The organism is Amycolatopsis bartoniae (assembly GCF_014191255.1).
GTDB classification, from domain to species: Bacteria; Actinomycetota; Actinomycetes; order Mycobacteriales; family Pseudonocardiaceae; genus Amycolatopsis_E; species Amycolatopsis_E bartoniae.
Window position 1 is genome coordinate 30,137 of record NZ_JACHWH010000005.1, and the last position, 21,308, is coordinate 51,444.

Annotated in this window: 24 protein-coding genes; 12 read left to right on the forward strand and 12 right to left on the reverse strand. The window is 72.2% G+C overall.

Annotated elements, in window-relative coordinates:
• Positions 1 to 49 precede the first annotated feature (49 nt).
• Positions 50 to 1,483: an amino acid permease gene (locus FHX82_RS23645; protein ID WP_145934925.1), complete on the forward strand. Its 1,434-nt coding sequence runs from the start codon at positions 50 to 52 to the stop codon at positions 1,481 to 1,483.
• A 227-nt stretch (positions 1,484 to 1,710) separates the two neighbouring features.
• Positions 1,711 to 2,088, forward strand: a complete 378-nt coding sequence (locus tag FHX82_RS23650; RefSeq protein ID WP_183176793.1) for a hypothetical protein — start codon at positions 1,711 to 1,713, stop codon at positions 2,086 to 2,088.
• Positions 2,089 to 2,198: 110 nt separating this feature from the next.
• Here the strand turns inward: FHX82_RS23650 and FHX82_RS23655 are convergent, their stop codons facing one another.
• The 3 genes from FHX82_RS23655 to FHX82_RS23665 all read right to left on the reverse strand — a co-directional run bounded on the left by FHX82_RS23655 (position 2,199) and on the right by FHX82_RS23665 (position 4,511).
• Positions 2,199 to 2,798: a hypothetical protein gene (locus FHX82_RS23655; RefSeq protein WP_145934924.1), complete on the reverse strand. Its 600-nt coding sequence runs from the start codon at positions 2,796 to 2,798 to the stop codon at positions 2,199 to 2,201.
• A 117-nt stretch (positions 2,799 to 2,915) separates the two neighbouring features.
• Positions 2,916 to 3,623 (reverse strand): transglycosylase SLT domain-containing protein, encoded by a 708-nt coding sequence (locus FHX82_RS23660; protein ID WP_229880323.1) that lies wholly within the window; start codon positions 3,621 to 3,623, stop codon positions 2,916 to 2,918.
• Between the two features lie 276 nt (positions 3,624 to 3,899).
• Positions 3,900 to 4,511: a hypothetical protein gene (locus FHX82_RS23665; RefSeq protein ID WP_183176795.1), complete on the reverse strand. Its 612-nt coding sequence runs from the start codon at positions 4,509 to 4,511 to the stop codon at positions 3,900 to 3,902.
• 165 nt (positions 4,512 to 4,676) lie between these two features.
• Between FHX82_RS23665 and FHX82_RS23670 the strand changes: the two genes are divergently transcribed.
• From FHX82_RS23670 to FHX82_RS23690, 5 genes are all read left to right on the forward strand, one after another.
• The gene (locus FHX82_RS23670) at positions 4,677 to 6,185 is read left to right on the forward strand and encodes a peptidoglycan D,D-transpeptidase FtsI family protein (protein ID WP_145934922.1); all 1,509 of its coding nucleotides are present in this window, start codon (positions 4,677 to 4,679) and stop codon (positions 6,183 to 6,185) included.
• A gap of 25 nt (positions 6,186 to 6,210) precedes the next feature.
• Positions 6,211 to 6,627 carry a hypothetical protein gene (locus FHX82_RS23675; protein WP_145934921.1) on the forward strand — a complete coding sequence of 139 codons (417 nt, stop codon included), beginning with the start codon at positions 6,211 to 6,213 and terminating at the stop codon, positions 6,625 to 6,627.
• A gap of 92 nt (positions 6,628 to 6,719) precedes the next feature.
• A complete protein-coding gene (locus tag FHX82_RS23680) occupies positions 6,720 to 7,298 on the forward strand; it encodes a class F sortase (RefSeq protein WP_229880325.1) in 579 nt (192 codons plus the stop codon).
• Positions 7,299 to 7,309: 11 nt separating this feature from the next.
• Positions 7,310 to 7,639 (forward strand): hypothetical protein, encoded by a 330-nt coding sequence (locus tag FHX82_RS23685; protein ID WP_145934920.1) that lies wholly within the window; start codon positions 7,310 to 7,312, stop codon positions 7,637 to 7,639.
• Positions 7,640 to 7,705: 66 nt separating this feature from the next.
• Positions 7,706 to 8,836 carry a serine hydrolase domain-containing protein gene (locus FHX82_RS23690; protein ID WP_145934919.1) on the forward strand — a complete coding sequence of 377 codons (1,131 nt, stop codon included), beginning with the start codon at positions 7,706 to 7,708 and terminating at the stop codon, positions 8,834 to 8,836.
• A 1-nt stretch (position 8,837) separates the two neighbouring features.
• Here FHX82_RS23690 and FHX82_RS23695 read toward each other — a convergent pair whose 3' ends face one another.
• Complete coding sequence (locus FHX82_RS23695) at positions 8,838 to 9,554, reverse strand: GAF and ANTAR domain-containing protein (RefSeq protein WP_145934918.1); 717 nt, start codon at positions 9,552 to 9,554, stop codon at positions 8,838 to 8,840.
• 111 nt (positions 9,555 to 9,665) lie between these two features.
• On the opposite strand from FHX82_RS23695, the gene FHX82_RS23700 reads away from it, so the two are divergent.
• From FHX82_RS23700 to FHX82_RS23710, 3 genes are all read left to right on the forward strand, one after another.
• Complete coding sequence (locus FHX82_RS23700; RefSeq protein WP_145934917.1) at positions 9,666 to 10,238, forward strand: DUF4232 domain-containing protein; 573 nt, start codon at positions 9,666 to 9,668, stop codon at positions 10,236 to 10,238.
• Positions 10,239 to 10,275: 37 nt separating this feature from the next.
• Positions 10,276 to 11,592, forward strand: coding sequence for a cytochrome P450 (locus tag FHX82_RS23705; RefSeq protein WP_145934916.1), 1,317 nt, complete (start codon positions 10,276 to 10,278; stop codon positions 11,590 to 11,592).
• A 64-nt stretch (positions 11,593 to 11,656) separates the two neighbouring features.
• On the forward strand, positions 11,657 to 12,406 hold the full coding sequence (locus FHX82_RS23710) for an alpha/beta fold hydrolase (RefSeq protein ID WP_145934915.1): 750 nt from the start codon (positions 11,657 to 11,659) through the stop codon (positions 12,404 to 12,406).
• A 75-nt stretch (positions 12,407 to 12,481) separates the two neighbouring features.
• On the opposite strand, the gene FHX82_RS23715 is transcribed toward FHX82_RS23710, so the two are convergent.
• The 5 genes from FHX82_RS23715 to FHX82_RS23735 form a co-directional block, all read right to left on the reverse strand.
• On the reverse strand, positions 12,482 to 13,216 hold the full coding sequence (locus tag FHX82_RS23715; RefSeq protein WP_145934914.1) for an MBL fold metallo-hydrolase: 735 nt from the start codon (positions 13,214 to 13,216) through the stop codon (positions 12,482 to 12,484).
• A 17-nt stretch (positions 13,217 to 13,233) separates the two neighbouring features.
• The gene (locus tag FHX82_RS23720; RefSeq protein ID WP_145934913.1) at positions 13,234 to 14,718 is read right to left on the reverse strand and encodes an FAD-dependent oxidoreductase; all 1,485 of its coding nucleotides are present in this window, start codon (positions 14,716 to 14,718) and stop codon (positions 13,234 to 13,236) included.
• A gap of 4 nt (positions 14,719 to 14,722) precedes the next feature.
• Positions 14,723 to 15,640 carry an AurF N-oxygenase family protein gene (locus FHX82_RS23725; RefSeq protein WP_145934912.1) on the reverse strand — a complete coding sequence of 306 codons (918 nt, stop codon included), beginning with the start codon at positions 15,638 to 15,640 and terminating at the stop codon, positions 14,723 to 14,725.
• 129 nt (positions 15,641 to 15,769) lie between these two features.
• Positions 15,770 to 16,672, reverse strand: coding sequence for a serine hydrolase (locus FHX82_RS23730; protein WP_145934911.1), 903 nt, complete (start codon positions 16,670 to 16,672; stop codon positions 15,770 to 15,772).
• Positions 16,669 to 17,553, reverse strand: a complete 885-nt coding sequence (locus FHX82_RS23735) for a LysR family transcriptional regulator (protein WP_145934910.1) — start codon at positions 17,551 to 17,553, stop codon at positions 16,669 to 16,671. The genes FHX82_RS23730 and FHX82_RS23735 overlap by 4 nt, the downstream gene beginning before the upstream one ends.
• An 81-nt stretch (positions 17,554 to 17,634) precedes the next feature.
• Here FHX82_RS23735 and bla point away from each other — a divergent pair, with 81 nt between their 5' ends.
• Positions 17,635 to 18,474, forward strand: coding sequence for a class A beta-lactamase (bla, locus tag FHX82_RS23740; RefSeq protein WP_145934909.1), 840 nt, complete (start codon positions 17,635 to 17,637; stop codon positions 18,472 to 18,474).
• Here the strand turns inward: bla and FHX82_RS23745 are convergent.
• Positions 18,458 to 19,018 (reverse strand): TetR/AcrR family transcriptional regulator, encoded by a 561-nt coding sequence (locus FHX82_RS23745; protein ID WP_145934908.1) that lies wholly within the window; start codon positions 19,016 to 19,018, stop codon positions 18,458 to 18,460. The genes bla and FHX82_RS23745 overlap by 17 nt on opposite strands.
• 86 nt (positions 19,019 to 19,104) lie before the next feature.
• On the opposite strand from FHX82_RS23745, the gene FHX82_RS23750 reads away from it, so the two are divergent.
• Positions 19,105 to 19,854: a creatininase family protein gene (locus FHX82_RS23750; protein WP_145934907.1), complete on the forward strand. Its 750-nt coding sequence runs from the start codon at positions 19,105 to 19,107 to the stop codon at positions 19,852 to 19,854.
• Here FHX82_RS23750 and FHX82_RS23755 read toward each other — a convergent pair.
• On the reverse strand, positions 19,835 to 21,154 hold the full coding sequence (locus tag FHX82_RS23755; RefSeq protein WP_221216481.1) for an amidase: 1,320 nt from the start codon (positions 21,152 to 21,154) through the stop codon (positions 19,835 to 19,837). The genes FHX82_RS23750 and FHX82_RS23755 overlap by 20 nt on opposite strands.
• Positions 21,147 to 21,287, reverse strand: coding sequence for a hypothetical protein (locus FHX82_RS23760; protein WP_183176796.1), 141 nt, complete (start codon positions 21,285 to 21,287; stop codon positions 21,147 to 21,149). Before FHX82_RS23760 ends, FHX82_RS23755 begins: the two co-directional genes overlap by 8 nt.
• Between the last annotated feature and the right edge of the window lie 21 nt (positions 21,288 to 21,308).

Sequence of the window (21,308 nt, forward strand, 5' to 3'; positions counted from 1 at the left end):
TCTGCTAATTTCCTCCGGAACGGACACAACGGATCGGGGTGGTGCAGTCATGGCCGATCGCGGAGTCTTCCGCCGCAAGCCCATCGACCAGATCGAGACCGTCGACACCGGCGGTCTGCAGAAGACCCTCGGACTGTGGCAGCTGACGGCGATCGGCATCGGTGGCATCATCGGCGCCGGGATCTTCTCGCTCGCGGGCTCGGTCGCGAACAAGACCGCCGGGCCCGCCGTGCTGATCTCGTTCCTCGTCGCGGGTATCGCGAGCGCGGCCGCCGCGTTCTCCTACGCCGAGTTCGCCGGGCTCATCCCCCGCGCCGGGTCGGCGTACACCTACGGCTACGCGGTGCTGGGCGAGCTGGTCGGCTGGTTCATCGGCTGGGACCTGCTGCTCGAGTACACCGCGATCGTCGCCGTGGTCGCGATCGGGATCTCGGGCTACTTCAACGACCTGCTGAGCTTCCTGCACGTCGAGCTGCCGCTGTGGATGTCCGGCGCCCCCGGCACCGAACCCGAGGGCGTGCCGTCCGGGTCGTACAAGGTGGACCTGTTCGCCGTGGTGCTGTGCCTGCTGATCGCGTTCGTGCTCAACCTCGGCATGCGCTCGGCCGCGCGGTTCGAGACCGTGCTGGTGTACCTCAAGATCGCGCTCGTGCTGCTGGTCATCGTCGTCGGCGCGTTCCACGTCAGGACCGGCAACTGGAGCGACTTCTTCCCCTACGGCATCAGCGGGGCGTTCACGGGCGCGGCCACGGTGTTCTTCGCCGTGTTCGGCTACGACGCGATGTCCACCGCGGCCGAGGAGTCGCGGGAGTCGCAGCGGCACATGCCCAAGGCGATCCTGTACTCGCTCGGCATCTCGATGGTGCTCTACGTGCTGGCCTGCCTCGTGCTGACCGGCATGGTGAACTACCGCGACATCGATCCGGAAAGCGCTTTCTCCAGTGCCTTCGCGTCGGTCGGGCTGAAGGCGCTGGGCGCGGTGATCGCGGTCGGCGCCATCCTGGGCATCCTCACGGTGCTGTTCACGTTCCTGCTCGGCGCGACGCGCGTGGGCTACTCCATGAGCCGCGACGGCCTGCTGCCCAAGTGGTTCTCCGGCACCCACCCCACACGCCACGTGCCGGCCCGGATGACGTGGGTGCTGGGCGTCGCGGCGGCGGTGATCGCCGGGCTGCTGCCCATCGGGGAGGCCGCGGAGCTGACGAACATCGGCATCCTGCTGGCCTTCGTGGTGGTCTGCGTCGCGGTGATCGTGCTGCGTTACCGGCGCCCGGACCTGCCGCGCACGTTCCGCACGCCCGGCATGCCGGTGGTGCCCGCGATCGGCGTGGTGTTCTCGATCTGGCTGATCACGTTCCTCAAGCCGGAGACGTGGCTGCGGTTCGTGATCTGGTTCGTGATCGGAATGGTCATCTACTTCACCTATTCGCGGCGGCATTCGGTGCTGGGCCGCGACGAGCGCCACTCGGGTGACCCCCGGTAGAAGAAGCACTCGAACGGACCAGCCGTCGTCCCTGATGGCAGCATTTCCGCAGGTCGGCGGGCTGCTGGTTACTTTTGGTGACCGGCCGGAGAGGCGTTTTTCGCTCGAACGAGGAAACCGGGACGGCCGTTTTCTACCACACCTGCACGTGCACGTGGCGCGTGCATTTACTCGTGCAGGTGCGGCTGGTAGCTTGCTGGCTGCAAGATGCACCGCACGGCAGGAGCGTGGGGAACGAGCCCGGATCGCCTTCGGCGGCCGGCCGGTTCCCCGAAGGCGCGAAGGACGGCGATTCGACGATGTGCTCCACGGAGGCGACCCCGGTCGAGACACGGCTGATGGACCTCATCCACCGTGGCTATCGTTTCATCCACCCCCGCGACGATGGTGGTGACCTGGTCGCCGTGGTCGGGGTGCGCCCGCACGGGACGGTGATCGACGTCATCCGCCTGGACGCCGAGGACGACGCCACGGCGCTGCGCGTCCCCGCCGACGAGGACGACATCCTCACGCCGGAGAAGACACTGTGGCACTGCCACGGCACTGCGCACCACGTGCTCGACGAGCTGCTCGCCCTCCCGGACGGAGTTCCGGCGCGGGGGTGAGCCGGAGGGTGCCGCGCGCCGTGTACACCGACGTCCTGACCTCGGTGGGGCGCCCCGGATGCGGTTGAGCGGTGGCGCGAGACTGCGCCACCGCCCTCACCTGGACTGTTTCAGACGGCAGTCCACTCCTCGTGCCCGGCCGGAACGATGCCCCAGTCCTTGTTCGCGGGATCGATACCGCCGATCCAGTCGTGACCGGCGGGCACCACGCCGCCCATCGAGTCGTGACCGGCCGGGTTGACCCCGTTGATCCAGATGTGACCGGCAGGCACCACGCCCCAGTCCCTGTTCCCGGCCGTCACGCTGTCGATCCAGATGTGACCGGCGGGCTCGAGACCGCCGATCCACTCGTCCCCCGCCGGGCCGAAGCCGTCGTGCCAGGGATTGCCGCTCAGGGTGAGCCCGCCGTGCCAGGGGTTGCCCTCCAAAGTAAGGCTTCCATGCCACGGGTTCCCGCTCAGCGTGAGATCACCGTGCCAGGGGTGGCCCACCGGGACGACCCCGTCTCCCCAGTCATGACCTGCGGAGACCACACCGTCGTCCCACATGTGGCCTGCCGGAAGCGCGTTCTCGTGGTAGCCGGCCGTGATCACGCCGCCGTCGACGTGGCCCGACGGCGCCGCGTTCGTCTCGTGGCTGCCCGCCAGCAGCACTGCCGCCGCCAGGGCTGGGCCTGTCAGCACCGCCGCCGCCAGGAATCTGATCCCCATGACGTTCCTCCTGTATGCCCGAATCCTCCGCACCGAACGCTAGTGGCACGAGCACACGGCGGACGTCCGCCTCATTACGTATTCCGCGTAAGTAGATTTGCGTACCCGGAAAAAGGATCAGTAGCCCCGGTAGCCGCCGCCGGAGTTGATCGACCTGATGCCCGGGTGCTCGGAAAACGCACCATAACGGCCAATCGTGTAACGCACGCCCGCGATGATGTTGTCCACCGGATCGAGGATGTCGTCGTGCCCGGGCAGCTTGTTCGCCTCGAACGTGAAGTCCGTGCACTGCATGAGCCCCTTCGACGGGTGCCCGGCGCGCGCGTTCGCGTCCCACCGGTTCACCGCCTCCGGATCACCGTCGGACTCTTTCTCGATCACCGTGCGGATCGCCGGAATGTCCTCAGTAGACACTGGAATTCCTTGTGCCCGCAGGATTTCCACAGCCTCGGTGATCCACTGGGTCACCTGGTCACCCACCGGCTCAGCGCTGCCCGCGGGCGGCTGCGGCGGCGCTTCCACCTTCGGCGCCGCCGACTTCGGCTGGGCCAGCGGCAGCACCACACCGGGGTCGGCGGCCGTGGTTCCGGGCACACCGAGCACGGACGCCACCGGCAACGGCGCCGACGCGGCCACGACAGGGGCCGGAGGCGTGTCGGTGCCGGCGAGCGCCACCGGCGCGGCACTGCCGGTGACCGAAAGGGCCAGCACACCGGCGGACACCGTGGTCCGCGCGAGGTTCCGCGAAACGGGGGCGCGGTGCCGCGGCGGGGAATACGGCGAGTTCTTGCGTCGGGCGCGCGTGTTCGCGCAGTGGTTTCCCACGGGGAAAAGGTCTCCTCGGGTCGGGGTACGCACACCGACCTGTCGGGGGCCAGGCCGGCCGGGTCCACTGCGGGCGGTGAAACCGCGGATCTCCGCAGGACCTCGGCCAGATTACGAAGAGAAAACGGCAATATCACGCGACGGTGACGAGTGCCACAACAACGTCAGGTTTGAACAAGCGGACGAATGGCAAGGAAACCGCTGATCAGCGCTTCTTTTTTACCCTTCGTACAGGATCGATTACAGTCGCCGGAAACCGAATTACACGCCGGTAATTCAGCCCTTGGGCAGCGTGTAGTGCAGCGCCGTGTCGAGGACCGTGGAGAACGTCAGGTACATCAGCCACAGGCCCGTGACGACGTGGAAGAACCCGAGCGCCCGCTCGCCCGGCCCCGCCGACTCCGGCGACTTCGCGCCGATGCGGAAGCTGGCGAAGAACTCGCTGACGTACACCGCCGTGAGCCCGGAGAACAGCAGGCCGACCGGCCAGGCGCCCGCGGAGAAGAACACGACCACGCCGAGCACGGAGATGATGGTGAACGGGACCGACATGTACCCCGTCGGCCGCACGTCGTTGCCCTGGTAGCGGTTCCAGCCCAGCGCGAACCAGTGGATGCCGTAGGCGGAGAAGGCGAGCGCGGCCATGTAGAGCACCGGGTCGCGCAGCGACCCGAACCACGTCAGCGCGGCGAACAGGTAGACACCGGTGACAAACTGGCAGAACCCCGGCAGCCAGATCCCCCACACGCCGTTCGCGCGGTCGACCGCGGCGGAGCGGACCGGGCGCCCGAACAGCTCCTGCGGCCCGTAGATGAGGTATCCGGTTCCGAGCCCGAAGAAGCCCAGCACCACCGGCACGAACGCGGACGATGCGAACTGGATGCCCATCGCGACCTCACTTCCCTCGCTCCTGCGACCAGCATGCGAGCCCACCCGCCGCGGCGCACCGCGAATGCCCGAATGGATGACACCCGCGCTGCGCGCGGGCCCCACCGGGACCTCATCCGGGTGGTGGCAGGATGGCGCCGTGCGCGAAACGGGTGAGTGTCCGAAGTGAACAAAGCAATGCGGCGGGTCGGGCTGTTCATGATGAGCCTGGTCGTCCTGTTGGTGGCGAACCTGACCTATGTCCAGGTGGTGAAGGCGGACGGCTACGCCGACGACGCGCGGAACCCGCGGCGGGTGTACGACCAGTACTCGGTGCAGCGCGGGCAGATCCTCGCGAAGGACGGCACGGTGCTCGCCTCCTCGCAGGCCACGACCGACAAGCTGAAGTACCTGCGCACCTACGCCAACGGTCCCCTCTACGCGCCCGTCACCGGGTACTACTCGGTCACGTCGGGCGCGCACGGGATGGAGTACGCCGAGAACCAGTTCCTCAACGGCAGCGACGCCCGCCTGGAGCTGCGCCAGCTGGCGGACCTCAGCGGCGGCGACAAGGCGGGCGGCACCGTGCGGCTCACCATCGACCCGAAGGTTCAGCAGGCGGGCTACGACGCCATGGTGCACGCGGGTTTCACGGGCGCGGCGGTCGCCATCGAGCCGTCCACGGGGAAGATCCTCGGGATGCTCAGCGTGCCGTCGTACGACCCGAACACACTGTCCACACACGACAGTGCGGCGGCGAACGCCGCCTACCAGGGCTACGATCCCGACTCCGTCGACAGCCCGCTGCTCAACCAGGCCACGTCGCAGGCGTACGCACCGGGGTCGACGTTCAAGCTCGTCGTGAGCGCCGCCGCGCTGTCGAACGGGACGGACGACGAGAACACCGCCGACCTGCCCGCCGACGGCCGGATCACGCTGCCCGGCACCAGCACGCAGCTGGAGAACTACGGCGGCTCGACGTGCCCCGGTTCGACGGGCGGGCAGGTCTCGATGAAGACCGCGCTCGCCTACTCGTGCAACACGGCGTTCGCGGCGCTGGCGGGGCGGGTCGGCTCGGCCGCGCTGTCCGCGCAGGCCGCGAAGTTCGGCTTCGGCGACACGGACCTGTCCGTGCCGTTGTCGGTGGTCCCCTCGTGCGTGGGGTCGAACGCGCAGGGGCAGTGCCTGACCATCCCGAACGGCAAGGCGGGGCTGTACCAGAGCGGCATCGGGCAGCTCGACGTGCAGGAGACGCCGCTGCAGAACGCCATGATCGCGGCCACCATCGCCAACGGGGGCACCGAGATGCGGCCGCAGCTGGTCGAGTCCACCGAGGCGCCCGACGGGTCCGTGATCGAGGGGTACACGCCGGACGTGCTCGGCTCGGACGTGGTGTCCTCGCAGGTCGCGGCCACCATGACCGACATGATGGAGGCGTCGGAGGCGCACTCGGGCACGGCGAACAAGCTGCCCGGCATCACGATCGCCTCCAAGACCGGCACCGCCGAGCACGGCCCGGACCCGAAGCACGTGCAGCCGTACGGCTGGTACGTGGCGTTCGCCCCGGCCGAGCACCCGCAGGTCGCGGTGGCGGTCGTCGTCACCTCGGGCGGGAACTACGACCTGGCGACGGTCGGGGCGAAGGTCGCCGGGCCCGTGGGGCGGGCGATGATCAACGCGGCGCTGGGGCGATGATGGTTCCCGTGCGGGAGGTTTCGTGATGGCGGTACTCGTCGCGGTCGTGTTCACCTGGCTGGGCATGGTGCTCGCGATCTCGTTCCTGGAAGCGCCGCTGAAGTTCCGGGCGCCGGACGTGACGGTGCGGATCGGCCTGGGCATCGGGCGGCTGGTGTTCCGCGCCCTCAACGCCGTCGAAGCCGTGTTCGCGGTGGCGCTGGTCGTGGCCGTCGTGGCCGCCCGCGTGCCGGGCGCCGTGCTGGGCACCGTCGTGGCGGCGGTCGTCGTGCTGGCGGTGCAGCTCCTCGCGGTGCGCCCGGTGCTCAACCGGCGCTCGGACCGCGTGCTGGCCGGGGAGAACCCGCCCCGCTCGCGGGCCCACCTGGTCTACGTGGCCACGGAAGTGGTGAAGGTGGGCGTGCTGCTGGCCGCGGGAGTGCTGGCGCTGTCCCGGCTGTAGCCCAAAGATCACGGTTCGGTCACGGCCGCAACCGCGGGACCCCTTGCCGGCGCTTTGGGTGCGTCACGTGCCCGAACGACAGGGGGTCCTTTTTGACAGCACGGAAAACCTCGCCGCTGCGGCTGCTGCTGGCCGTACTCGGCCTGCTGCTGCTCACCGGCTGCACGGCCGCCGGGGCACCGGGAACTCCCGCGGCAACCCCCGCGACCACGGCGGCCACGGCCGTCGCGGCACCGAGCGCCGTCGACATCCCGAAGATCGGCGCGCACTCCACGCTCGTCCCGCTGGGGCTCAACCCCGACGGCAGCGTGGAGGTGCCGCCGGTGACGAGCCCGCTGCAGGCGGGCTGGTACCGCAACGGTCCCCAGCCCGGCGAACCGGGGCCCGCGGTGATCCTCGGCCACGTCGACGGGAACAAGCAGAAGGGCATCTTCTACCGCCTGCACGAGCTCGCGCCCGGTGACACGGTCACCGTGTCCAGAGTGGACGGTTCCGTCGCCGGGTTCACCGTCACCCGCGTCGAGCAGATCGACAAGGACGAGTTCCCCACCGAGGCCGTCTACGGCGACACCGCCGGCGCCGAGCTCCGGCTGATCACGTGCGGCGGCAGCTTCGACCACGCCGCGCACAGCTACCGCGACAACATCATCGTCTACGCCACCCTCTCCTGAAAGGAAAACCCATGTCCGTCAAGGCAATCCTCGCCGGTGCCGGCCTGCTCGCCGCCGCCGGGAGCCTCGTCGTCCTGCCGTCCGCGAGCGCGACCACGGCCCAGGCCGACTGCGCGGTGCCGACGAGCAAACCCGCCGCGACCCAGGCGCCCAGCCCGGCCTCCTCGGTGAAGCCCACCGAGCCTTCGGCCACCACCCGGCCGGAGCCACGGGCGACGACCGCGCCCGCCGAACGGAGTTGTGCCACCGCGAGGCCCGCCACTCCCACCAGGACGCCGGCCCAGGTCCGGGTCCGCCCGAAGGGCGCCCCGGAAACCGGGGACGGCTCGCTGGCGGGCTGAAAATCCCCTCGCGACCGGCGGGCGGCTGTCGTAGAGTCGCCCGCCGGAACGGCGGGAGGAAAGATCATGCGGGGCACGGCCGACGAGGGGTTCGGGAAGGTCGCCGACGTCTTCGCGCGCAACTTCGCCGAGTTCTCGGAGCTCGGCGCCGCCGTGACAGTGTTCGCGGGCGGGCGGAAGGTCGTGGAACTGTGCGACGGGCTCGCGGACGAGCGCACCGGGCGGGCCTGGACCGAGCACACCGTCGTCCCCGTTTTCTCGTGTGCCAAGGCGATCGTGAGCCTCTGCGTCCACCTGCTGGCGCAGGACGGGCAGCTCGACCTGGACGCGCCGATCGCCCGGTACTGGCCGGAGTTCGCGCGGCACGGCAAGGAGACCATCACCGCGCGGCTGGTGCTCGGGCACCGCGCCGGGCTGCCGGTACTCGACGCGTCACCCACCTTCGCCGAGATCGCGGCGTGGGACCCGGTGGTCGCCGCGATCGAGGAGCAGCGGCCGCTGTGGGAGCCGGGCACGGCGTACGAGTACCACGGCCACGTGTTCGGGTTCGTCCTCGGTGAGCTCGTCCGCCGCCGCACCGGACTGACACCGGGCGCGTACTTCCGCCGCGTGGTCGGAGAGCCGCTGAAGCTGCGCGCGTGGCTCGGGCTGCCTGCCGCCGAGCTGCCCGCCCTCGCCCGGCTCACCGAAGCCGAGGGACGGCCGCCGATGCCCGGCCCCGAGCACCTGCTCACGCGCATCGTGACGATGAACGGCGCGCTCGCCTTTCCCGGCTTGGACTCCCCGCACGGCTGGAACGACCCGGAGCTGCTCGCCATCGAGCTGCCCGGTGCCGGAGCCGTGGCCTCGGCCACCGGACTCGCCGGGCTCTTCGCCGCCGCGGTCACCGGCATCGACGGCAGCCCGCGGCTGCTGACCCCGGACACCGTGACCGACGCGGTGCGGGAGCTGTCGTCCGGGCCGGGGTGGCTGGGGTTCGACAGCGGGGCGCGCTGGGGCTCGGGCTTCCTGCTCGACTCCGCCTTCCGCCCGCTGCCCGGCCCGCGCAGCTTCGGCAACGACGGCGCCGGCGGCCAGTTCGCCTTCGCCGACGACGAGTCCGGCATCGGCTTCGCCTACGTCGCCAACCGCATGATCGGGCACGGCGACGAGCGCGCGAACCGGCTCGTCCGCGCCTTGCGCGACTGCCTGGGCTGACTCAGCGTCGGCAGCTCTCGGCGACGAAGCGGGCGGCGACGGCGTTCAGCTTCACGTTTTCGCGCTGGGAGCGGGCGGCCAGCAGCCGGAACGCCTCCTCCTCGCCGATGTGGTGCGCGGCCATGAGAATGCCCTTCGCCTGCTCGATGACGGCCCGCGAGTCCATCGCGATGCGCAGGTGCCGCACCTGCTCCCGCGCCTGCACCGCGTGGTGGGACAGCCGCAGCACGGTGGTGACGACCAGCGTGTACAGCTCCAGGTACTGCTGGTCCAGGTCGCGGAAGCCGTGTGCGCCGAGGCCGAACAGGTTGATCGCCCCGGCGACCCCTTCGACCACGAGGAGCGGCGCGGCGAGGTAGCTGGCGACGCCGTGCTCGCGGGCGACGCCGGTGAAGTGCGGCCACAGGCGTTCGGCGGTGCCGACGTCGACGCGCACGGTCTCGCCGGTGCGGGCCGCGCGCAGGCACGGCCCGTCGCCCTCGTCGTACTGCGCCGAGTCGATGCTGACCGCGACCTCGGAGGTGCTGGCCGCCGTGCTCGCCCCGCCGGGGCCGACGAGGGTGATGGACGCCATGTCGGCGCCGGGGACGACCCGCACGACCTGCTCGCACACCGCCTGCAGGAGCTCGCCCGGCTCGTCGGTGACCTCGACCGTCGCCGACAGCTCCTCGAGCGCGTCCTTCACCTCGTCGAGGTGCGTGCCCGGCTCTTCGGTCATGGTGTTCGCTTCCCCTGTCGCAGCCCGCTGGGGCGGACGGCACACGCCGCCCGCCGGAAGCCGCTGACTGGTCAACGAACGGTGCCGATGGTACCGCTAGCCTTCCGGGCCATGCGCGTGGTCACCATCGCCGGGACGGTCCTGCTCCTGGCCGCCCTCGCCGCCTGCGGGCAGGTCGCCCCCTACGACAACGGGGTGGATCCACGGCTGCTCACGATCGGTCCGACGCGCTCGCCGTCGCCCGCGCCCGCGGAGCCGGTGCCCGGCCGCTGCCCGGCGCCGGGGCTGTCCGTCGCGGCCGGGCAGGTGGACGCGGCGCTGGGGCACCGCGCGAGCGTGCTCACGGCGACCAACTGCGGCGTGGCTCCGCTCGTCCTCGACGGTTATCCCGCGGTGCGGCTGCTCGACGGCGTCCGGGCGCCGCTGGCGGTCACGGTCGTCCACGGCATGTCGTACATGGCGCGCGACCCCGGGCCCGCCAGGTTCACGCTCGCGCCGGGCGAGCAGGCGTTGTCGGTCCTGTCGTGGTCGAACACGGTCACCGACGGCGACCCGGCCGCGGGCGAGTACGCCGAGGTCGTCGCGGTGCCCGGCGCCGAGGCGCAGGCCCTGCCGCTGGACACCGACCTCGGCACCACCGGGCAGCTGACCGTCACCGCGTGGGCGCGCACCCTGCTCAACTGATCGACATCGTGCGCCGGAGCCGACTACTTTCGAGTACGTGGCACTCAGAACTCGCATCCGGAACGGGGCCAAGCCCGTCGTGCGGTGGGGCCTGCGGCACGCCGTCCCGCGGACGGCGGTGCGCGCGGCGGCGCGCCGCGGAGACCTGCAGGCCCGGCTGATCGGGCTCGCCGCGTCGCCCGGTTCGCCGGACCTGACGGGGCTGTTCGACGAGATCCGGGAGCGCGGCCCGCTGGTCCGCGGCGACTTCGCCTACACCACCGTCAGTCACGCCGCGGTCAAGGAAGTGCTGACCAGCAACGACTTCCGCGCGGGCGTGGGTGCCGGCGGCAGCGGCCTGCTGAGCCGGCTCGACGCGTGGGCCGCGCCCGGGCACCTGCATCCGGTCGCGCCGCCGTCGCTGCTGGCCACCGAGCCGCCGGAGCACACCCGCTACCGCAAGCTCGTCACGCGCGTGTTCACCGTCAAGGCGGTGGAGAACCTGCGTGAGCGCACCGAGCAGATCGCCGCCGACCTGCTCGACGCCCTCGATCCGGCGGGTCCGGTGGATCTTGTCGAGGCCTACTGCGGCCTGCTGCCCGTCACGGTCATCGCCGAGATCCTCGGCGTGCCGCCGGAGGACCGCCGCCGCGTGCTGGAACTGGGCAGCGCGGCGGCGCCGAGTCTCGACATGGGGCTGTCGTGGCGGCAGTTCCGCGCGGTGGACGCGGCGCTGGTGGCGTTCGACGCCTGGCTGAGCGACCACCTGGCCCGGCTGCGCGCGAACCCGGGCGACAACCTGCTCAGCCGTCTCGCCGCCGCGACCGAGGACGGCGTCGGGCTGACCGACCTGGAGCTGCGGGCCACGGCGGGTCTGGTGCTGGCCGCCGGGTTCGAGACCACCGTGAACCTGCTGGGCAACGGCATCGCGCTGCTGCGGGGAAACCCGGCGGAGCTGGCGGAGCTGCGCCGGGAACCCCAGCTGTGGCCGAACGCGGTCGAGGAGGTCCTGCGCGTCGATCCCCCGGTGCTGCTCACCGGCCGCACGTGCCTGCGTGACACCGAGGTCCTGGGCACGCGGGTGCGGGCCGGGGCGGTGGTGACCACGGTGCTCGCGGGCGCCAACCGGGATCCGGCGGTGTTCGCCGACCGGGCCCGGTTCGACGTGCGCCGCGAGAACGCGCGCGAGCACGTGTCCTTCTCCGCCGGGCGGCACTACTGCCTGGGTGCCGCGCTGGCCCGGATGGAGGGCGAGGTGGGCCTGCGGGCGCTGTTCGACCGGTTCCCGGACCTGCGGCTGCTGCCCGGCGCGAGCCGCCGCGGCACCCGGGTGCTGCGGGGCTACGAGCACCTGCCCGCCCTCCTGCGCGGCTGAGCGGTGCTGAACCTGCGGACGCTGGCCCCGTTTGTTCCCCGGTGACCGGGGTAGGTTCCGGGCCATGATCGGCTGGCGTTCGGAGTTCACTTCCGTCGGCGGGGTCCGGATGCACGCCGGGGAGCTCGGGTCGGGCCCGGAGGTCGTGTGCGTGCACGGGCTGGGCTGTTCGCACCGGTACTTCCTGCCGCTGGCACGGGAACTGGCGCCGCGGACGCACGTGACGGCCCCGGACCTGCCCGGCTTCGGACGCACACCGGGACCGCGAGAAGCCCTCGACGTCCGGGGCCTGTCGCGGGCGCTCGGGAGCTGGTTGCGCGCGACGGGGCGGGAGGGCGCGCTGCTCGTCGCCAACTCCGCGGGCTGCCAGGTGGTCGCGGACCTCGCCACGCACTCGCCGGAGCTGCTCGGCCCGGTCGTGCTCATCGGCCCGACGACCGATCCGCACCTGCGTTCGTGGCCGCGGCAGGTACTGGGCCTGCTGGCGGACGTCCCGTGGGAGCATCCGGCGCTCGTGCTGCCCATCGTCCGCGACTACGCGACCTGCGGCCCGCGGCGGTTCCTGGCGACGTTCCGGCACCTGCTCGCCGACCCGTTCGAGCGGCACCTGCCCTGCCTCCCGACGCCGACGGTCGTGCTGCGCGGCACCCGGGACCCGCTCGTCACGGGCACGTGGCTGCGGGAGGCCGCGGCACTGGTGCCGGACGGGCGGCCCGTCGAGTTCCAGGGCAGGGGCCACGCGCTGAACTTCTCCGCGCCCGCCGAGACCGCCCGGGTGGTGCTGTCCCTGCTCGGCGAGCAGCTCGTCAGCTGACCTCGCCCCGCCCCTGCCACGGGCGCACCAGCACCACGAACAGCGCGCGGGGCGCGGCCTGTCCCCCGCGTGAGGTCAGCGTCGCCGCGCGATGGCGACCGCGTCGGCGAGCGGGCCGAGCCACGGCTCGCCGTGGCCGGGAGCGACGATGTCCGCTTCGAGCGCCCCGAGGGCGTCCAGCGTCTCGCGCACCTGCGCGGGGTCGTGGGCGAAGAACTCCGGCAGCAGCTGCGGGCCGCTCAGCCGCGACAGCGGATGCGCCGTGACGAGCGCGTCGCCGGTCGCCGCCACCCCCTGGTCCGGCAGCAGGTACGCGGTGTGCCCGGAGGTGTGGCCGGCGCACAACACCGGCACCGGGTGGCCCGGCAGGTCGAGCGCGCCCTCGGCGGGGAACGGCTGCGCGAACGGCACCGACGGGTGCGTCAGCGCCCCGGCCCGCACGATCCGCGCCGCCCAGCCCAGCCCGCCCGGCCGGACGGTCTGCTTGAGCACGTCCAGCGGGCTCGCCTGCTCCAGCCGCTCGCGCCGCGCGTGCGCGACCTCCACCGGATGCGTGTACACCGGCACGCCGTAGCGCTCGTGCAGCGGGTTCAGCGCGCCGAGGTGGTCGAGGTGCGCGTGGGTCAGCAGGATCGCGCGGATCCCCTCGGGACGGCAGCCGATCTCGCGCACCGACTCCGCGACCGCGCCCGCGTCACCGGGCCAGCCGCCGTCGATGAGCGTCACGTCGTCCCCGTCGCGCACCAGCACCCAGTTCACGTCGGTGCCCTGCGCCAGGTGGACGTTCTTCGCGATCTCCCGTACTGCCATGCCGCCGAGGGTAACGGTCAGGACCGCCTGAGCAGGCCGCGGCGCCGCTTCGAGCCGCCGATCGCACCCGCGACGGCGTCCTCCAGCAGGGTGCCCACGGTCTCCTTCGCGTCGGCCCGGTTCGCGCCGATACCGCCCGACGGCCCGCGCTTGATCCAGCCGACGACGTACGTCCCCGGCCGTCCCGTGACCCGTCCGCCCTCGTTCGGGATCGTGCCGGTGTCCTCGTCGAACGGCAGGCCCGGCAGCGGGGCGCCGCGGTAGCCGACCGCGCGGACCACCTGCCCGGCCGCGATCTCCGTGCCGCCGGTGTCACGCAGCCCGCGCACCTGGCGGTCGCCGAGGATTTCGGCCGTGGCGGAGTGGAAGCGCAGCACGATGCGCCGCCGCTCGTGCCCCGGTGGGACGGACCAGTCGACGCGCTCGCGCGGAACTCCTTGCAGCAGCGCGGCTTTGCTCCCGGGCCCGGCCGCGTCGATGGTCTCGGTCACCCGCGGGTCGTGCGCGTCGACGACGAGGTCGACCGAGTCCAGCTGGGTGAGCGCGAGCAGTTCGGGCGTGGTGTAGGCCGCGTTCTCCGGCCCGCGGCGGGCGAGCAAAACGACCTCGCGCACCTTGCTGGAGCGCAGCCGGGAAAGCGCTTCCCGCGAGATCGAGGTGTGCTCCAGCGAGGCCGGATCGGCGGTGAGGATCCGCGCCACGTCGAGCGCGACGTTCCCGGTGCCCACCAGGACCACGCGTTCGGCGGACAGGTCGACCGCGTCCGCGGGCACGTCGGGATGGCCGTTGTACCAGGCCACGACCGTGGTCGCGGCGAGACTGCCCGCCAGGTCCTCGCCGGGGACGCCGAGGCTGCGGGCGGCCGAGGCACCCACCGCGTAGATCACCGCGTCGTGCCGCTGCGCCAGCTCGTCGACCGTCACGTCCCGGCCCACCTCCACGCCCAGCCGCAGCCGCAGCCGCGGGTGGTGGTGGAAGCGCGCGAAGGTCTCGCCGATCTTCTTGGTGGACGGGTGGTCCGGCGCGACGCCGTAACGGACGAGCCCGCCCGCGGTCTCCAGGCGGTCGATCAGCGTGACCCGCGCGTTGGTGTGCAGCAGCAGGTCCTCGACGGCGTACATGCCCGCCGGGCCGGTGCCCACCACCGCGATGTCCAGCGGCGCGAGGTCGCTGGGGATGTTCCGCGAGAAGACCGGCGGGCCCCACGCGTGGAAGTTCGGCGCGTGGCTGAGCACGTCGACCTGGGGCACGCGATCGTAGTAGCCGGCGTTGAGGTCGGCGTAGACCCGCATCGGGCCGGTCAGGGCGTCCCCGGGGAAGATCGCGTCGACCGGGCACGCGTCGGCGCAGGCGCCGCAGTCGATGCACACGGCCGGGTCGACGTAGAGCATCTCCGTGGTCCCGAAGTCCGGTTCGTCCGGGGTCGGGTGGATGCAGTTGACCGGGCAGACGCTGACGCACGAGGCGTCGTTGCAGCAGGTCTGGGTGATCGCGTAGGCCATGGCGTCAGATGAGGTTGGCGCGCTTGTAGAAGTACAGCGACGGCTTGGTGAGCAGGCCGCAGGAGTCGAGGAACTCCATCAGCCCGGCGCAGCTGGAGCGCAGCATCGACTTGTGGTGCTCGTTCGCCTTCGCCTCGCGGACCGCGCGCCGGGTGTCGAGCCCGGCGTTGGCGTAGACCTTGCGGTTCCACATGCTGCTGACGATGTAGTACGCGGCGATCGAGACGACCAGCGCGTTGTACTGCCGGCGCAGCCTGCTCGCGCCCTTGAGGTGCTCGCGGGTCTCCTCGCGGGCGAACTTCATGTGCCGCGACTCCTCGACCACGTGGATGTTGTTGATGGTGCGCACGAACGGCACCACCCGCTCGTCGCGCATCCAGTCGCGCTGCATGACGTCGAGGACCTCTTCCGCGACGAGGATCGCGGCGTACGCCGCCTCACCCGTCGCGGTGGTCTTGAAGAAGCGGCCCAGCTCGACGGCGACGCGCCGCGGCCGGTACGCGGGCGCGCCCAGCTTCGCGGCACCGCGGGCGAACATGATCGAGTGCCGGCACTCGTCGGCGATCTCGGTCAGGGCCCACTGGAACGCCGGGTCGGTCGGGTCCTTGGCGTAGAAGTCGCGCAGCATCATCTGCTGCAGGATCATCTCGAACCAGATCCCGGTGCTCGCGACGGACGCCGCCTCCTGGCGGGTCAGCTCGCGCTGCTGCTCCGGGGTCATCTCCTCCCAGTACCGGGTGCCGTAGAGCGTGCTCCACTCCGGGCTCGCCCCGTGGTAGCTCTTGTCGAGCGGCGTCTCCCAGTCGACCTCCTTGACGGGGTCGTAGGACAGGGTTTCCGACGAGTCCAGCAACCGCTGCGCGACCTCCTGACGGCCGGGCTGGGACTCCTCCGCTCGCTGCGTGGTGCCGACGCTGGTCATGGCAGCTCCCTGAGTTCCTGTTACCGAGGTTTACTGTTACCTAAGGTAACACGATCTGGGTCACCGTAAACAGGGGTGCGGGGAAAAACAGGATGGACGCTGCGGATACCCGCTTCCCCGAGCGGGAAATCAGCCCAGCCTCAGGTGGTCGCGCAGGCGGCGGGCAACGTGGGCCATCGCGGCCTCCGCGCCGGGCTGGTCGGCGGCGGGCACGCGGGACTCGGTGAGCGCCACGACGGCGAAGCAACCGCCGTCGGCGTGTTCGACGACCCCCGCCTCGTGCCGCAGCGTCAGCAAGGTGCCGGTCTTGCCGGACCACGTCGAGGCGCCGGAGCTGAAGTCGGGCGCGAGCCGGTGGCGGAACACCGTGTGCCGCAACAGTTCCCGCACCCGCGCGGCGACCTCCGGGGCGATTTTCGCGGGCCTCCACAGCGCGTGCAGCAGATCGGCGAACGCGCGCGCCGACCCGGAGTTCGCGCGCGTGACGTCGAGCTGGGGAATGCGGTGCCCGCGCCCGGCGGTCCCGGCGTCGATGGCCAGCGAGTGGGCCAGGTGCACGTCGTCGCGGCCGAAGCGCTCGGCAGGGGTGTCGGCCAGCTCGGACACGGCGTGGCGCAGCGTGATGCCGCCGATGCCGAGGTCGCGCAGCAGCCGGGTGACCTCGGCGGGCGGGGTGAGGGCGAACAGGGCGTCGCTCGCGGCGTTGTCGCTGATGCCGACGCTGAGGTACAGCAAATCGTCCACGGCGATCGTCGCCGGATGACGGAACCGGCTCACGCCCGTGGGCCCGGGCGTGGTGACGCGGCCGGGCGCCAGGTCGATCCGGGCCGCGCCGTCGAGCTCGCCGATGCGGACGCGCTCCAGCGTGGCGACCGCGAGCGGCACCTTGGCCAGCGACGCGACCGGCCACTGGACGTCCGGTTCGAGGCCGATCTCGTCGCCGGAACGCAGGTCCCGCACCAGGAACGACCCGCGCAGCCCCGCGTCGTCGAGCATGGCACGCAGTTCGCGCAGCAGCACCTCGGTCGTCACGCCTCCCCCTCGCCCGGCGCCCCCAGGCAGCGGGCGATCGCGCGCGCGAGCGGCCGGAGGCGGTCCGCGTCGTCACTGTAGGTCGTGGCCAGCGCGAAGCCGCGGACCAGGCCGACCTCGCCGACGGGCCGCCAGTGCAGGTCCAGCTCCACGGCCTGCGCCGCCGAGCACAGCAGGAGGTCGGCGGAACCGAGGACGTCCGCGGTGGCGGAGACGAGCGAGTCCGCGACGGCGACCTGCGAGGGCCGCAGGCCGAGCTGGTCCCGCAGGTGCACGAGGCGGTCGCGGACGTGCGGCACGTCGTCCTCGGGCTGCAGCCACACGCGGGGGGCACGGGTTCCGGCGGCGCCCCGGCCCGGGCGCAGCGTTTCGAGGTACACGGTGGGCGCGGCGGGCGGCAGCGCGGCGGCCACGCCGAGCGGGACGGTCCAGTGTGCCTCGTCGGCGGGCACCGCGGCGAGCGCTGCGCGGACCTCCCGCGTGCGCAGCAGGTCGGCGCGGACGGCGGGCGGCGCGGGCCGGAAGTCGAGGACGACGTCGTGGTCGCGGGCCTCCGCGTCGAGGTGGGCCAGCTCGCGGGGCGGGCACCAGTCCGGGACGGCCAGGCGCAGCGGGCGGCGGCGGGCCTGGCGGGCGTCGTGTTCGAGCGCGTCGGCGAGGCGCACGAGCCGCTGCGCCGCGGGCAGCACGTCACGGCCGAACGGCGTCAGCACGGCGCGGCGGGTGGCGCGGTCGAACAACCGGTCGCCGAGGTGTTGTTCGAGCGCGGCGATGCGGCGGCTGGCGACGGACTGCGGAATGCCGGCGGCCGCGGCGCCGAGCGTGAAGCTGCCGCGCTCGCTGACGCTGGCGAAGGCCCGGCAGGCACCGACGAGATCCACCTCGCGATCCTATGCCGCTTCGGCATGGAAGTGGTCGTTTCGGTCTTGGACAGCATGTAGTCGGCGCGGAAGGCTGCCGGTATGCGTGTTCTCCTGCTTGTCCTGCTCCTGCTCACCGGCTGTGCCGCGCCGCCCGCCGCCCCGCCCGTCGTCCCCGCGGCGCCGCCGTTCGCGGACCTGGAAGCCCGTTTCGGCGCCCACCTCGGGGTGTACGCGCTCGACACGGGCAGCGGCCGGGACGTCGCGTACCACGCCGACCAGCGGTTCGCGTACGCGTCGACGATCAAGGCCCTCGCCACGGGAGCCGTGCTGCGCAAGGAGTCCGATGTGGACAAGATGCTGACGTACTCACCCGCCGAGGTCGTCTCGCACTCCCCCGTCACCGGTGACCGGACGAGCGTGACGTTGCGGGAGGCCGCGCGGGCGGCGCTGCAACAGAGCGACAACACGGCGGGAAACCTGCTGTTCCGCGAGCTGGGCGGGCCGCAGGGGCTGGACGCGGCGCTGCATGAGGTCGGCGACACGACGACGCACGCGGACCGGACGGAGGTGACGCTGAACGAGGCGGTCCCGGGTGACGTCCGGGACACGAGCACGCCCCGCGCGATGGCGACGAGCCTGCGCACGTTCCTCCTCGGGGACGCACTGCCGGCGGACGCCCGCGCGCTGCTGGCAGACTGGATGCGCGGCAACACCACGGGCGCGACGCTGATCCGCGCGGGGCTACCCGCACAGTGGACAGTCGCGGACAAGTCCGGCGCGGGGAACTACGGGACGCGCAACGACATCGCGGTGGCGTGGCCGCCGTCGGGAGCACCGGTCGTCCTCGCCGTGATGTCCACGAAGGACGCCAAGGACGCCGCCTACGACGACGGGTTGGTCGCGCGGGCGGCTTCGGTGGCGCTCACCGCGCTGGGATGACCTCCGCCACCAGGCGCGCCGGATAGCCGGCGTCGAGGGAACCCGGCCGGAACAGGATCCGGTACATGATCGGCGCCACGACGCGGTCGAGCACCGTCTCGACGTCCGGCGCGGGCTCGCCGCGCGCGGCCGCCCTGGCGAGGATCACGTCGACCTGCTCCGCCGCGTACGCCGAGCACTGGCCCGCGTTGGTCCCGTCGGGGTCGCCGAGCAGGGCGTCGCGGATGTAGGCGCGGCCGGGCGGCGAGGACATCTCCTCCAGGAACTGCCCGGCCCACGCCCGCAGATCCTCCGCCAGGCCGCCGTGGTCCTCCGGAGGCGCCTCGGGCCGCAGCCGCTCCACGGCGACGTCCGACAGCAGCTCGCGCAGGTCACCCCAGCGACGGTAGATCGTCGACGGGGTGACCCCGGCCTTCGCGGCGATCGCCGGGACCGTCAGCGCCGTGCGCCCGGCCTCGGCCTCCAGTTGGCGCACGGCGGCGTGCACCGCCTCCTGCACGCGGGCACTGCGCCCGCCGGGACGGACCATCGGCCTGGGACTCACGACAGCAGCTTAAGGCAAATCCGTTGCGTCAAGCCGGTCCGGCGCCTACTCTCGCTTAACGCTTATTCTTAGCTTTAGGAGGGTTCATGGTCGAACACCGCTGGAACCGCCTGACCGCCCCGCGGTTGCGCGAGCTCGCCGCGCAGGACGCCGTCGTCCTGCTGCCGGTCGGCTCGACCGAGCAGCACGGCGAGCACCTGCCCACCGGTGTCGACGACTTCCTCGCCACCGAGGTGTGCCGCCGTGCCGCGGCACTGGCGAGCGTGCCGGTCGTCGTGGCCCCGTCGGTCTCGTGCGGCCTCGCCGAGCACCACATGGCGTTCGGCGGCACGCTGACGTTGTCGCTGTCCACCCTGCACGCGCTCCTGCGTGACGTCTGCCGTTCGATCCTGCGCGCCGGGTTCCGGCGCATCCTGCTGGTCAACGGCCACGGCGGCAACGTCACCGCGCTGCAGGCGCTCGTTCCGGAACTGACCGCGGAACTGGCCGCCCCCATCGCGGTCACCAGCTACTTCACCGCGGGCCGGACCGCCATCGCGGAGGTCCTCGAAACGCAGTCGCACCTCATGCACGCGTGCGAAGGCGAGACGTCCATGGCGCTCGCGGCCTTTCCGGAACTCGTGCGCACCGACCTGCTGCCGCGGGCGGCCGGTCCCGCGATCGCCCTGCAGGCCGAGGATCCCGCACCCGTCCACCGGTTCGTCCCGTTCGGGGAGACCACCGCGAACGGGGTGGCGGGGGACGCGCGCACAGCCACCGCGGACAAGGGTGCGGCGCTACTGGACGGCTGTGCGCGCGCTCTCGCCGACCTGCTGGTCAGCCTGCCCGCGACGTGACCTCGTAGGCGTGCCCGGCGCCCAGCAGCACCGCTTCGCCGTGAGGCCGTCCCAGCAGTTGCATCCCGATCGGCAGGCCCGCGCTGTCCCGCCCCACCGGCACCGTCAGCGACGGCACCCCGGCGAGGTTGGCGGGCGCGGACAGCCGGACGTAGGCGTCGGAGACGCTCTCCTCCACGCCGTCCGGCCAGGTCACGGTTTCCTGCCCGATCGGGACGGCGGTCATGGGCACAGTCGGGGCGGCGATGAGGTCGACGTCCTCCAGCAGGCGCAGCCATTCGCGCCGGAACAGCGTCCTGGCTCGCCGTGCTCGCAGGTAGTCCGTGGCGGACACCACCTTCCCGGCTTCGAGCAGCAGCCGGACGTCCGGCGCGTAGAGCTCGGCGCTCGTCCGCAGGGTCGGTTCGTGGTAGGCGGTGGCCTCGGACACCATCAGGCCCCACTGGATGGCCTGGACGTAGCGCGTCATCGGGATCTCCACCTCGACGGGCCGCGCGCCGAGGGACGCCAGCCGGTCGACCGCCGCCAGTACCGCCGTTTCGACCTCCGGGTGGACCCGCTCGAAGTAGTAGTTGCGCGGCACGCCCACGCGCAGCCCGGCGACGCCGGCCTCGTCCACAGTGGAGCTAGTGAGTCCACTCAGGACGATCGCGATGTCCTCGACCGTGCGGGCGAGGGGGCCGACGTGGTCCAGCGACCAGGACAGGGGAACCACGCCGCGGCGCGAAAGGAGGCCGTAGGTGGGCTTGAGCCCGGCGACCCCGTTCAGCGCCGCGGGCACCCGGATCGAACCACCGGTGTCGGTGCCCAGCGCGAACAGCGCCGTGCCGGCCGCGACCGCCACGGCCGAGCCACCGCTGGATCCGCCCGCGACGCGCCCGGCGTCCCTGGCGTTGACCGTCTGCGGGGTGATTAGCCCGTAGCCGAACTCGTGTGTGTGGGTCTTGCCGACGAGCACCGCTCCGGCCGCGCGGAGACGGGCGGCCACCGCACTGTCGGCGGCCGCCCGGTGGCCCGCGCGCACGCGCGAGCCGGCGGCGATGGGCAGTCCCTCGGCGTCGATGAGGTCCTTGAGCCCGAAGGGGATTCCGTGCAGCGGACCGCGGTAGTGCCCGGCGGCGATCTCCCGCTCGGCCTCCCGCGCGGACTTCCGCGCCTGCTCGGCGGCGACAGCGGCGTAGGCGTTCAGCCGGGGCTCCACCTCGTCGAGGCGCGCCAGCACGGAGCCGGTCAGCTCGACCGGCGACAGCTGCCGGGTCCGCAGCGCTTCCGCCGCGGCGGCGAGGGTCAGCTCAGGCATCGGCGTCCTCCGGCGGGAAGACCGGCGTCGTCGCATCGAGGTCGAGCTCCCGCAGGACGGACACGACGGACCGGATGTGCTCGGCGGTCGCAGTGACGGCAGCGGACCAGGTGTCCGGGGCGTCTTCGGACACACCCACCTCCTAAAGCTAGAT

Coding starts and splice junctions, on each gene's coding strand:
- FHX82_RS23755 (WP_221216481.1), bottom strand. CDS start 21,154: ATGCCTGAGCTGACCCTCGCCGCCGCGGCGGAAGCGCTGCGGACCCGG.
- FHX82_RS23690 (WP_145934919.1), top strand. CDS start 7,706: ATGCGGGGCACGGCCGACGAGGGGTTCGGGAAGGTCGCCGACGTCTTC.
- FHX82_RS23695 (WP_145934918.1), bottom strand. CDS start 9,554: ATGACCGAAGAGCCGGGCACGCACCTCGACGAGGTGAAGGACGCGCTC.
- FHX82_RS23685 (WP_145934920.1), top strand. CDS start 7,310: ATGTCCGTCAAGGCAATCCTCGCCGGTGCCGGCCTGCTCGCCGCCGCC.
- FHX82_RS23655 (WP_145934924.1), bottom strand. CDS start 2,798: ATGGGGATCAGATTCCTGGCGGCGGCGGTGCTGACAGGCCCAGCCCTG.
- FHX82_RS23700 (WP_145934917.1), top strand. CDS start 9,666: ATGCGCGTGGTCACCATCGCCGGGACGGTCCTGCTCCTGGCCGCCCTC.
- bla (WP_145934909.1), top strand. CDS start 17,635: ATGCGTGTTCTCCTGCTTGTCCTGCTCCTGCTCACCGGCTGTGCCGCG.
- FHX82_RS23720 (WP_145934913.1), bottom strand. CDS start 14,718: ATGGCCTACGCGATCACCCAGACCTGCTGCAACGACGCCTCGTGCGTC.
- FHX82_RS23665 (WP_183176795.1), bottom strand. CDS start 4,511: ATGGGCATCCAGTTCGCATCGTCCGCGTTCGTGCCGGTGGTGCTGGGC.
- FHX82_RS23675 (WP_145934921.1), top strand. CDS start 6,211: ATGGCGGTACTCGTCGCGGTCGTGTTCACCTGGCTGGGCATGGTGCTC.
- FHX82_RS23750 (WP_145934907.1), top strand. CDS start 19,105: ATGGTCGAACACCGCTGGAACCGCCTGACCGCCCCGCGGTTGCGCGAG.
- FHX82_RS23715 (WP_145934914.1), bottom strand. CDS start 13,216: ATGGCAGTACGGGAGATCGCGAAGAACGTCCACCTGGCGCAGGGCACC.
- FHX82_RS23725 (WP_145934912.1), bottom strand. CDS start 15,640: ATGACCAGCGTCGGCACCACGCAGCGAGCGGAGGAGTCCCAGCCCGGC.
- FHX82_RS23645 (WP_145934925.1), top strand. CDS start 50: ATGGCCGATCGCGGAGTCTTCCGCCGCAAGCCCATCGACCAGATCGAG.
- FHX82_RS23710 (WP_145934915.1), top strand. CDS start 11,657: ATGATCGGCTGGCGTTCGGAGTTCACTTCCGTCGGCGGGGTCCGGATG.